We start from the raw sequence: 11042 nt of genomic DNA on the forward strand, positions 1-11042 counted from the left end.
TCCGGCTGAAGGGCGCCCCCATGACGGTCAGTGTCGACAATGCCCAGTCCAGCACCGACGTCCTGGCAACACTCGACACAGTGATCGACGACGTGGTCCGCCCGCAGGCGGAGACGATCGACCGGGAGGGCGCCTTCCCCCGCGCCGGCGTCGACGCCCTCGCCACGGCGGGCCTGCTCGGCCTGGCGTCGTCACGCGAGGTCGGTGGCGGCGGCCAGGGCATGCGCCCGGTCGCCGAGGTCATCGAGAGGCTGGCCGCCGAGTGTGGCTCCACGGCGATGGTGGTGCTCATGCACTACGCGGCGACCGCCGTCATCGAGTCCCACGGTCCGCGCGACGTCCGCACCGCCATCGCCGCCGGCCAGCATCTGACCACCTTGGCCTTCTCCGAGTTCGGCTCGCGCAGCCACTTCTGGTCGCCCACCGGCACCGCGACGTCCGTCGCCGACGACACGGTCCGCCTCGACGCCCGCAAGAGCTGGGTCACCGCGGCGGGCGAATCGGACAGCTACGTGTGGTCGAGCCTTCCGCTGTCGCCGGGAGCGGGGCCGATGACGCTGTGGCTCGTACCCGCCGGACGTGCCGGCCTCGACATCGCCGGCGACTTCGACGGGCTGGGGCTGCGGGGCAACGGCTCCCGACCGATGACGGCGGACGGGGTCCTGGTACCCGCCGCCGCGATGCTGGCTGCCGACGGGGCCGGCCTGGACACCGCCCTCGGCGTCGTACTCCCCTGGTTTCTGGTGCTCAACGCCGCGTTCTGCCTCGGCCTCGCGGACAGCGCGGTCGCCGAGGCGAGCGGGCACCTCACCCGCACCACGCTCGCCCACACCGGTGCGGCCCTGCGCGACTCGCCCGTGGCCCGGCGGGACCTCGCCCAACTGAAGATCCGCACCGATGCTCTGCGGGCCTTTCTCGCCGACACCCTCAGTGCGCTGGAGACCGGCCGGAACGACGCGACTCTGCGCGTGTTGCAGGTCAAGGCGCTGGCGGCCGAGACGGCCGCCGACGTCTGTGACGGCGCGATGCGACTCTGCGGCGGCAGCGCCTTCCGCCGGGAGTCCGGGTTGGAACGCCGGTTCCGCGACTCCCGGGCCGCTCGGGTGATGGCGCCGACGACCGACGCCCTGCACGACTTCGTCGGCCGCGTCGTCACCGGGCTGCCGCTGCTCGACGAGGCGAACCGCTGATGCCGGCGTCAGCGGTGGTGATGGGAGCTGTCGCGTACGACCCCAAGGTCGTCACCATCTGGGAGGGGTTCCGCGCCTGGCTGCGTGGGCGAGGCCTGGACTTCGACTTCGTCCTCTACTCGCACTACGAGCGACAGGTCGAGGATCTCGTCGCCGGCCGGATCGACGCGGCGTGGAACTCCCCGCTCGCCTGGCTGAGGGCCGAGCGGCTGGCCGCGGCCGGCGGCGGCGCGGTGAGCGCACTCACGATGCGCGACACGGACCGGGACCTCACCTCGGTGGTCGTGGTCCGCGCCGACTCACCGGTACGCCGGGTCGAGGAGCTTGCCGGGCTGACGGTGGCCACCGGCGCGGTGGACAGCCCACAGGCGACGCTCATCCCGCTCGGTCACCTCGCGGCCGCCGGTGTTCCGCTCGACGTGCGACGGTTCGACGTCGGTGTCGGGCTGCACGGTGACCACATCGGCGGCGAGCGTGACGCGGCTCGCGCGCTGGCGGCCGGCGAGGTCGACGCCGCCTGCATGATCGACGCCAACCATCTGGCGTTCGTCCAGGAGGGCACGCTGTCCCCCGAGGGCACCCGCATCATCGCCCAGACCGGGCGCTACGACCACTGCAACATGACGGTACGCGAGCCGGCGTCCGAGGGGGTCCGGCTGTTCGGCGCCCTGCTGCGCGGCATGTCGTACGCCGATCCCGAGGTGCGCCCGCTCCTCGACCTGGAGGGTCTGACGGCCTGGACGGCCGGCCGGACCACGGGGTACGCCGCCCTCGCCGCAGCGGTCGACGCCAGCGGGTTCTACGCCGCCGACGGGCGGGTGACCGCCACCGACTATCGGCCATGACCCCCGTACCCGCCGCCGACGCCGCGATCGACCTCGGCGACCTCGGTCTGGGCCGGGGCGCGCACCTGCTGCTGCAACGCGCTCTGGCCGGGCTGCGGCCCGGCGGCCGGCTGGCGGTCTTCGGCCGGGAGCCGGCCCTGCGCGTGCACCTGCCGGCCTGGTGCCGCGGCCGGGGCCACCGGGTCGAGTGGCCGGAGGCGGCCGAGCGCGGCGACCTGGTGGCGGTCGTCGTACGGGGCACGGCGGACGACGACCGCTGGTTCGGCGCGGAGCGGGCCGGGTCGGCGCTGCCCTCGGCGTTGAGCAGCCGTCCGCCGCCCCGATGGGGGCTCGGCGTGCGGGGTGCGCTGTTGGAGGCCGGCGGCCCCGAGGCCCGGTTCGACCTGGACGACCGCGATCTGGTGTGGGCAGACATCGCCCCCGCGCTCTACGCGCAGGCCGCCGCCCGGCAGTGGGACCCGGAGACGGCGGTGCCGTGGGACGAGGCGTTCGCGCTGCCGGCCGATGTCGAGGCAGCGGTCGTGCAGGTCATGACCTATCTGGTCGAGAACGAGCAGGCCGCGCTCGTCGTACCGGCACGGTTCCTCGGCCGCATCCATCCGCACTTCCGCGAGGTGGTGCAACTCCTCGCCGTGCAGGTGGCCGACGAGGCCCGGCACATGGCGGTGTTCAGCCGGCGGGCCCTGCTGCGCGGGGCGGAGTTCGGCACGTCGTCGGCGGGCGGCCGCCAGTCGCTCTTCACGCTCGTCGCCGAGTCCGACTTCGCGCTGGCCTCGTTCCTGCTCTCCGTGCTCGGCGAGGGCAGCTTCGTCGACCTGCTGGCGTTCCTGGTCCGGCACGCCCCGGACCCGGTCACCCGCCGGATCTGCTGGTTGGCGATGCAGGACGAGCGCCGGCACGTGGTGTTCGGCATGGCCCACCTGGAGCACCAGGCGACTGTCGACCCGTCACTGCGCGACCGGCTCCGCGCGGCCATCCACCGCCGCCACGACACGTTGGTCGACACCGCCGGGCTCAACGCCGACGTCTTCGACGCGTTGGTGGTGCTCGCGGCGGGCGGGTGGCGCCCCGAGGACGTGTCCGCCGGCTTCGATCACGTGCAGGCCCTGCAACACGCGATGGACCAGGGCCGCCAACGCCGGCTCGTCCGGTTGGGTTTCCGGCCCGACGAGGCGGTGGCGCTCTCGGCGCTGCACACGCGCAACTTCATGTAGCTCCCGTCCGCGTCCGGGGGCGTAGCGTGGAACCGCCATGGACACCGAGCCCACCGCGGTCCGCGCGGACCTCCTCCGGCGACGCGACGAGGCCACCGTCGAGATCGCCGCGCTCGAGGGCGACCTGCGGAGCCTGTTCGAGGCGTCCCGGTCGTCGAATGCCGACGACGAACACGACCCCGAGGGCAGCACGATCGCCTTCGAACGCGCACAACTCAGCGCCGTCCTGGACGCGGCCCGTCGACGCCGCGCCGAACTGGACGAGGCCCTGATCCGCGTCGCCGCGGGCAGCTATGGCACCTGTGCACGGTGCTCCCGCCCCATCCCGGCCGAACGGCTCGCCGCCCGCCCGTCGGCGCGTACCTGCGTCGCCTGCGCCAGCCGACGGTGACGGTGGCGGCGCGCGCGGACCCGGTTGCCGGCGGACGTCGCGGGGTCGGCAGCGGGCACGGCAGCCGCCGGCCGCCTCGACGGCTGCCGCTCAGACGACGGTGGGGCTGCGGCGTTCCAGCAGGACGACGTCGCGCCAGCGGTCGTGGTGGCGGCCGATCCGCTCGCGTGTGCCGATGACGCGGAACCCGGCCCGCCGGTGCAGGGCCAGGCTGGCGGTGTTCTCCGGGAAGATTCCGGACTGGATCGTCCAGATGCCGGCGGCCTCGGTCGAGGTGATCAGCGCGTCGAGCAGCAGCCGACCGACACCGCGCCCCTGGGCCGCCGGGTCGACGTAGATCGAGTGCTCGACGACGCCCGCGTAGACCGCGCGGCTCGACGTCGGTGACACGGCGACCCAGCCGAGGACCGAGCCGTCGGCGACGGCCACGTACCGGTGCGCGGCCAGACGGGTGTCGTCGAACGCGGCCCAGGTCGGTGCGGTGACCTCGAAGCTGGCGTTCCCGCCGTCGAGGCCGAGCTGGTAGATCGCCAGGATGCGGTCCGCGTCCCCGGGGCTCATCGGTCGCAGGGTCACCTCGGGCATCGTCGGGCTCCGATCTGGTGTGTCGACCACGTCGCCGGGGACGGTGTCGCCGGTCTGTCGGACCAGACAGTAGGACCGTGCGGAGGCGTCGCCTTCCGGCTGCCCCGGCCGGCGTCCCGCAGGCCCGCGCCCCGCCCACCGAAAGGTGTGATGTTTCGAATCGGCGGCGACCGGGCGCCACACCCGTGAGATTGGCCGTGCCGGTGAACGTCGAACCTTCACCGGCATTCGCAGGTTCCTTTACCGCCAGCGGACCGTGCCGGCAAGAGGCGTCGTGAGCGACCACCCCGCCCCACTCCCGGCGATCCGAGGAAACGTTAGATGTCTATGGATGCAGGCCGACTGACGTCGTTGACGCGCCTGAAGCGCTCTCCGTATACTCCAAATGATCATCTGATCTTTAGCCGAGCCGGGCGAGGAGCGCATGCCGCAGATCACTGGCGTCACCGTCGAGGACGTCCGCTTTCCCACCTCGCTGACCGCTGACGGGTCCGACGCCATGAACAAGGACGGCGACTACTCAGCGGCCTACGTCATCCTGCACACCGACGGTGTCGACAGCGCCGGCGTGCCGCTGGCGGGTCACGGCCTCACCTTCACCATCGGTCGGGGCAACGACATCGTCGTGGCGGCCGCCGCCCACCAGGCACACCGCCTGGTGGGCCTGGACACCGCCACGATGGCCGCCGACATGGGCGCGGTCTACCGCCTGCTCACCTCCGACACCCAGCTGCGCTGGCTCGGCCCGGAGAAGGGCGTCGTCCACCTCTCCCTCGCGGCCGTGCTGAACGCCGCCTGGGATCTGGTCGCGCGCCTGGCCGACAAGCCGCTGTGGCGGCTGCTCACCGACATGACCCCCGAACAACTGGTCGACATCGCGGACCTGCGCTACCTGTCCGACGCGCTGACCCGGGACGAGGCGCTGGCGATCCTGCGGGCCCAGCAGAGTACGAAGGCCGACCGCCTCGCCGAGCTGGCGCGCACCGGTTACCCGGCCTACACCACCTCGGCCGGCTGGCTCGGGTACGGCGACGACAAGTTGCGCCGACTGTGCCAGGAGGCCGTCGACTCCGGCTACGGCTACGTCAAGCTCAAGGTGGGCGCCGACCTCGACGACGACATCCGCCGCTGCACCATCGCCCGGGAGATCCTCGGCCCGGACCGCAACCTGATGCTCGACGCCAACCAGGTGTGGGACGTCGACCAGGCCATCGAGTGGGTCAACGCGCTGGCCCGTTTCACGCCACTGTGGATCGAGGAGCCGACCAGTCCGGACGACATCCTGGGCCACGCGGCCGTGCGCCGCGCCGTCGCTCCCGTCGGCGTCGCCACCGGCGAACACTGCCACAACCGGGTGATGTTCAAGCAGTTGTTCCAGGCCGAGGCCATCGACTTCTGCCAGTTGGACACCGGCCGGCTGGCCAGCGTCAACGAGATCGTCGCCGTGCTCCTGCTCGCCGCGAAGTTCGGCGTTCCGGTGTGCCCGCACGCCGGCGGCGTCGGGCTCTGCGAGATGGTCCAGCACGTGTCGGTGCTCGACTACGTCGCGGTCTCGGGGGATCTCACCGGCCGCGTCACCGAGTTCGTCGACCACCTGCACGAGCACTTCACCGATCCGTGTGTCATCCGGGACACCGGTTGGGGCAGCGGGTACGTCCTGCCCGACGCGCCCGGCTACTCCACCCGCATGCACCCCGAGTCGATCGAACGGTACCGGTTCCCGGACGGCCGTTACTGGGCCTCGACCGAGACGGCTACCGTGTCATCTCCGGAGCCGTACGTGATCGCGGGTGGAGCGCCCACCCCCGCCGGCCGCTAGGAGGTGTCATGTCCCGCACCGACGAAGTGGTGAACGGCATCAAACGGATGATCCTGGAAGGGACGTTCAAACCCGGGGATCGGCTGCCCATCGAGAAGGACCTCGCCGAGTCCCTCGGCGTCTCGCGGGGTTCTCTGCGCGAGGGGATGTCGGCGCTGTCGATCCTCGGCATCGTCAACATCCGCCAGGGTGACGGCACGTACGTCACGAACCTCGACGCCCCGCAACTGCTGGCCCCGATGGGCTTCGTGGTCGACTTTCAGGGCCAGGGCGACGGTCGGCACATCCACACCGTTCGCCGCCTGCTGGAGTGCGAGGCAGCCCGGTTGGCCGCCACCAGGATCACCGACGAAGCCCTCGCCCAGGCCGGGGAACTGCTCGACGAGGCGGCCCGGATCGCCGGCCGGTCGCCGCAGGACCACGAGCGGATCATGGAAATCGACATCGCTTTCCATCGGATCATCGCCGCACACGCCGACAACCCGGTGCTCATCGGCCTGATCGAGGCGTTCGCCGGGCGCACCCTTCGCGGGCGGCTCTGGCGGAGCCTGCACGAGGAGGGCGCGGACCGTCGTACCCACGACGAGCACGTGGCGATCCTGAAGGCCCTCCGGGCACACGATCCGGAGCGGGCCCGCACCCGGATGGCCAACCACCTGATCGGTGTGGAGGAGTCGCTCCAAGGGCTGCCCGACGAGGGATGAGACGGCTGTGGGCGGTTGCTCGCCCGCCCGCGCCGCGCGTCGGTGGGACCGTTGCCGGTCCACCGCGGGCGGTCACGGGCGGGCGAGCACCGTCACCGCTCGTCCCGCTCCGCGCTCTTGCTGCCGGTCATCGCCGCGACCAGGTCGTCGGTGGTGACCTCGTCGGCGCGCAGCCGAGCCGCCCGCCGGCCGAGACGCAGTACCTCCACCCGGTCGGCGATGTCCAGCACCTGCGGCATGTTGTGACTCACCAGCACCACCGACATGCCCGCCGCGCGAGCCCGCCGGACGACGTCGAGCACCCGTTCGGTCTGCACGACGCCCAGCGCCGCGGTGGGCTCGTCGAGGATGACCACGTTCGTCGCCCAGATGATCGCCCGGGCCACCGCGACGCACTGCCGCTGCCCGCCGGACAGCATGGCGATCGGCGTGGTGACCCGCGGAATCCGTACGCCCAGCTCGTCGAGGGCCGCGGCGGCGCCCTGCCGCATCGCGCGCTTGTCGAGCAGCCCCAGCCGACCGAGCGGCCCGGAGCGCAGGATCTCCCGCCCGAGGTAGAGGTTGGCGGCGACGCTGAGATCGTCGGCGACCGCGAGATCCTGGTAGACGGTCTCCACCCCCGCGCGTCGGGCGTCCACCGGGGTCCCGAAGTTGACCTTTCGACCACCGACCCGGATCTCGCCCTCGTCGGGCGCGTGCACACCGGAGAGCGTCTTGACCAGCGTGCTCTTGCCGGCGCCGTTGTCACCGATGAGGGCGACGACCTCGCCCCGGTGGACCGTGAAGTCGGCGCCGCGCAGCGCCTCGACGTGGCCGAACCGCTTGACGATGCCACGGGCTTCGAGCACCGGCGGCTCCTCGGGAGACCGCCGCCTGTCGCTGTCGGTCGTCGGCGCGGAGGTCGTCGCCATCACTGCACCGGAGGGTTGGCGCAGCTGGGCTCGAGCACCGCCTTGATCTCCGGCGAGTCGATGTTCTTCTTGGTGACGAAGGTGACCCCGGTGTCCGCCGATGCCAGCGGCGCCTTGTCGCGGAGGTGCTTGACCATCTTGTCGACGCCGAAGTAGCCCATCTTGAAGGGGTTCTGCACGACCAGCGCCGAGATCTGGCCGTTGCGCAGTCCGGCGATCTCGTCCGGGGCGGCGTCCCAACCGATGATGACCACCTTGCCGGACTTGCCCGCCGCCTGGATGGCCTGCGCGGCACCGAGCACGCTCGGCTCGTTGGCGGCGAAGATGCCGGCGAGGTTGGGGTTCGCGGTGAGGATGTTCTCGGTGACCCGCCGCGCCTCGTTGACGTCACTGCGGCTGGGCTGCTGGCCGACCAGCTTGAGGTTGGGGAACTGCGCGAGGCCGGCCTTGAAGCCGTCGACCCGCTCGGTGTTGGTCTGTGAACCGGGTTGGAACTCCACCAGCGCCACGTCGTGGTTGCCGGGGCCCAGCTCGGTGGCGAGCAACTTGGCCGCCTCGACGGCCGACGCCTTGTTGTCCGTGGCGAAGAGCGGCACGCCCGACGGCTGCGGGCTGGTGCCCGAGTCGATCATCGCGACCGGGATGTTCGCGCCGAGCGCCTGGTCGGTGGCCGGGGCCAGCGCGCGGGAGTCGGTGGCCGCGTAGACGATCCCGTCGACCTTCTTGGTGACGAAGTTCTGGATCAGGTTGACCTGCCCTTCGACGTCGGTCTCGGTGGTCACCCCGTCCCACTGGACCGTGACGTCGCCGGCGCGTTGGGCGGCGCACTCGGCGCCCGCCTTCACCGTGTTCCAGTAGTCGGCCCCGACCGCCTTGGGCACGACGGCGAGCTTCAGCGGCCCGGAGGCCTGCTTGGTCGCGCCGTCGTCTCCGTCGCGGACCTCGACCCCGCCGCAGGCACTCAGGAGAGCGGCCGCCGCGGCGGCGGCGAGGATGGCCTGCGCGCGCAGGAGGTGACCTCGTGGACGTCGGCTGGTGGTGGTGTGTGCCATGGTGTGCGTCCTTCCTCTGTCGAGCTGCGGGTACGGCATGTCAGCCCCGTGACTCCAGCCGCCGGCGGCGGTACTGGTCGAAGTAGACGGCAGCCCAGATGATCAGGCCGACGATCACCTGCTGGTAGTGGATGCTGATGTCGAGCAGGACGGCGCCGTTGCGGACCAGGGCGATGAGGAAGGCGCCGATGATGGTCCCGACGATCCGACCCTGCCCGCCGAACAGGCTGGCGCCGCCGATGACCGCGGCGGCGATGACGTCGAGTTCCAGCGAGATGCCGTAGTTCGGCTGGCCGGAGTTGACGCGGGAAGCGGCGATCATGCCGCCCAGACCGACCAGGACGCCCGCCAGGACGTACACGTAGGTCAGGTGACGACCCACCGCGACGCCCGAGCGGCGGGCCGCTTCCAGGTTGGAGCCCATCGCGTAGGTGTACTGCCCGAAGCGGGTCTGCGAGAGCAGGAAGGCAACCCCGACGGCGACCACCGCGGTGATCACGACGGCGAACGGAATGCCGATGATCTCGCCGTTGCCGAGCAGCTGGAACGACTTGGGCAGCCCGTAGACGCCGACCGCGCCGGTGATGATGAAGACCAGGCCCCGCCCGACCGACATCGTCCCCAACGTCGCGATGAACGGGGGTATCCGGGCGACGGTGACCAGCAACCCGTTCAGCAGTCCCGCCAGGGCACCGACACCGATCGCGACCGCCGTCGCCGCGAGGAGCGGAAAGCCCAGGTCCCGTACGACCATCGCACCCGCCACGCCGGCGAGCGCGGCGACCGAGCCCACCGACAGGTCGATGCCCCTGGTGATGATGACCATCGTCTGCGCGGCGGCGATGATGGCGATGACCGCGGTCTGCGCGCCGATGTTGAACAGGTTGTCCGCCGTGAGGAAGTACGGACTGGCGAAGCTCAGCGCGATGAACAGGACGATGAGCGCGGTCGCGGCGGTGAACTCGGACAACGCGTGGGAGATGCGCTCGCGTAACCAGTCGTTGAGCGCGCCGCCCTGGCTCTGGTCGGTCGCCTCGACGGCACTCATCGTCCGGCCCGGCTCTCGTCCACTGTGTCCCCGGCTCGGCACGCGCCCCCGCCGGTGATTGACGCTCTCCCTCGCAACCGGACCTCCCCAGGAAGTCACACACGGGGCCACACCCCGCAGCGCCTGCACGATAGATCGGATGTTTCCTGTGATCAGGCGTTACCTTGCCATGGTCACGCTCATGTTGCCAAGGTCTTACCGTCATGTTGTGGCATCGTTATGCGTGTCTCGGGAACGATACGTCGGACCAAAAAATCGTTGCCTGTGACCGGATGGCGGCGAGCGCCGCGTCCGGACACGCTGTTAGCGGTAACCTCCGACCAGGGCGACGCGGACGTGCTCATCGAAGGGGTTCGCTGCCCGCTCACCACTCGCCTTGAGCATGTTATCGATAACATGCTATGTTCCGCCAAGGAGTCGAGGGCACGTCCCTCCCGTTCGGAATCATCGGCACCTCGAAGGGCATCGGGTCCCCTGACCCGGTCGACGGCCGGTGACCTGTCCGAGCCACACCTGTCCGGCGTACGCCGTGTTTCCGCGTCCCCGCACGCGGCCGCTCCATCGTGACGTGCGCCCTCAGGCATCGCCGATGTCGATCCATCGGACCGTCCCGGGCACCGCCGTATCCCGCCCTGAACGGAAGCCACGGTCTGCCCGCCACCGGTGCGGCAGCCCGATCTCGACTCCGCCGCCACCATTGTCGAAAGGCAGGACCATGGACAAGATCCCCGACGAACGCGCACCGCGACCCCGGTTCCGGGGCCGTCGGGTGCTGGTGCCGCTCGCGGCCACCCTCGCGGCGGTCGCCGCGACGGTGGCGGTGACCTCCACCGCCAACGCCGGCACCACCCTGGGCGCCTCGGCGGCCGAGAAGGGCCGCTACTACGGCGCCGCGGTACCCGCCTTCAAGCTGTCCGACAGCCAGTTCGCTGGCATCGTCAACCGGGAGTTCAACCAGCTCACTCCCGAGAACGAGATGAAGTGGGACGCCACCGAGCCCCAGCAGGGCCGGTTCAGCTACAGCGGCGGGGACCAGATCGTCGCGCACGCCCAGTCGCACGGCATGATCGTCCGCGGCCACACGCTGCTGTGGTACCAGCAGCAGCCGGGTTGGGCCCAGAGCATGTCCGGGACCGCGCTGCGTAACGCCGCCATCAACCACGTCACCCAGGTCGCCACCCACTACCGGGGCAAGATCTACGCCTGGGACGTGGTGAACGAGGCGTTCGCCGACGGTGGCAGCGGTGGGCGGCGCGACTCCAACCTGCAGCGCACCGGCAACG

At 71.2% G+C, this 11042-nt stretch carries 11 protein-coding genes; 7 read left to right on the top strand and 4 right to left on the bottom strand.

What is annotated here, in order from left to right; translation table 11 throughout:
• Positions 1-20 precede the first annotated feature (20 nt).
• Genes ABZU91_RS31795 through ABZU91_RS31810 form a run of 4 tightly spaced genes read left to right on the top strand, consistent with a single transcriptional unit; the run spans position 21 to position 3640 of the window.
• Positions 21-1190: an acyl-CoA dehydrogenase family protein gene (locus ABZU91_RS31795; RefSeq protein WP_355248704.1), complete on the top strand. Its 1170-nt coding sequence runs from the start codon at positions 21-23 to the stop codon at positions 1188-1190.
• Positions 1190-2035 (top strand): PhnD/SsuA/transferrin family substrate-binding protein, encoded by an 846-nt coding sequence (locus ABZU91_RS31800; protein WP_355248707.1) that lies wholly within the window; start codon positions 1190-1192, stop codon positions 2033-2035. Before ABZU91_RS31795 ends, ABZU91_RS31800 begins: the two co-directional genes overlap by 1 nt.
• Positions 2032-3249, top strand: a complete 1218-nt coding sequence (locus ABZU91_RS31805) for a ferritin-like domain-containing protein (protein WP_355248710.1) — start codon at positions 2032-2034, stop codon at positions 3247-3249. Before ABZU91_RS31800 ends, ABZU91_RS31805 begins: the two co-directional genes overlap by 4 nt.
• A 37-nt stretch (positions 3250-3286) precedes the next feature.
• Positions 3287-3640 (top strand): TraR/DksA C4-type zinc finger protein, encoded by a 354-nt coding sequence (locus ABZU91_RS31810; protein WP_355248713.1) that lies wholly within the window; start codon positions 3287-3289, stop codon positions 3638-3640.
• 90 nt (positions 3641-3730) lie between these two features.
• On the opposite strand, the gene ABZU91_RS31815 is transcribed toward ABZU91_RS31810, so the two are convergent.
• Positions 3731-4225, bottom strand: a complete 495-nt coding sequence (locus ABZU91_RS31815; protein ID WP_355248715.1) for an N-acetyltransferase family protein — start codon at positions 4223-4225, stop codon at positions 3731-3733.
• Positions 4226-4649: 424 nt separating this feature from the next.
• On the opposite strand from ABZU91_RS31815, the gene ABZU91_RS31820 reads away from it, so the two are divergent.
• A complete protein-coding gene (locus ABZU91_RS31820; RefSeq protein WP_355248718.1) occupies positions 4650-6044 on the top strand; it encodes an enolase C-terminal domain-like protein in 1395 nt (464 codons plus the stop codon).
• Positions 6045-6052: 8 nt separating this feature from the next.
• Positions 6053-6748: a FadR/GntR family transcriptional regulator gene (locus ABZU91_RS31825; RefSeq protein WP_355248721.1), complete on the top strand. Its 696-nt coding sequence runs from the start codon at positions 6053-6055 to the stop codon at positions 6746-6748.
• A 92-nt stretch (positions 6749-6840) separates the two neighbouring features.
• On the opposite strand, the gene ABZU91_RS31830 is transcribed toward ABZU91_RS31825, so the two are convergent.
• The 3 genes from ABZU91_RS31830 to ABZU91_RS31840 form a co-directional block, all read right to left on the bottom strand.
• Positions 6841-7596 carry an ATP-binding cassette domain-containing protein gene (locus ABZU91_RS31830; protein ID WP_355248724.1) on the bottom strand — a complete coding sequence of 252 codons (756 nt, stop codon included), beginning with the start codon at positions 7594-7596 and terminating at the stop codon, positions 6841-6843.
• A 62-nt stretch (positions 7597-7658) separates the two neighbouring features.
• Positions 7659-8711, bottom strand: coding sequence for an ABC transporter substrate-binding protein (locus tag ABZU91_RS31835; RefSeq protein WP_355248726.1), 1053 nt, complete (start codon positions 8709-8711; stop codon positions 7659-7661).
• Between the two features lie 40 nt (positions 8712-8751).
• Complete coding sequence (locus tag ABZU91_RS31840) at positions 8752-9759, bottom strand: ABC transporter permease (RefSeq protein ID WP_355248729.1); 1008 nt, start codon at positions 9757-9759, stop codon at positions 8752-8754.
• Positions 9760-10474: 715 nt separating this feature from the next.
• Between ABZU91_RS31840 and ABZU91_RS31845 the strand changes: the two genes are divergently transcribed.
• Positions 10475-11042: endo-1,4-beta-xylanase (locus ABZU91_RS31845; protein WP_355248732.1), on the top strand; the 568-nt coding region annotated here is incomplete at its 3' end.

The sequence above is a fragment of the Micromonospora sp. NPDC005174 genome, assembly GCF_040608495.1.
Taxonomy (GTDB): domain Bacteria; phylum Actinomycetota; class Actinomycetes; order Mycobacteriales; family Micromonosporaceae; genus Micromonospora.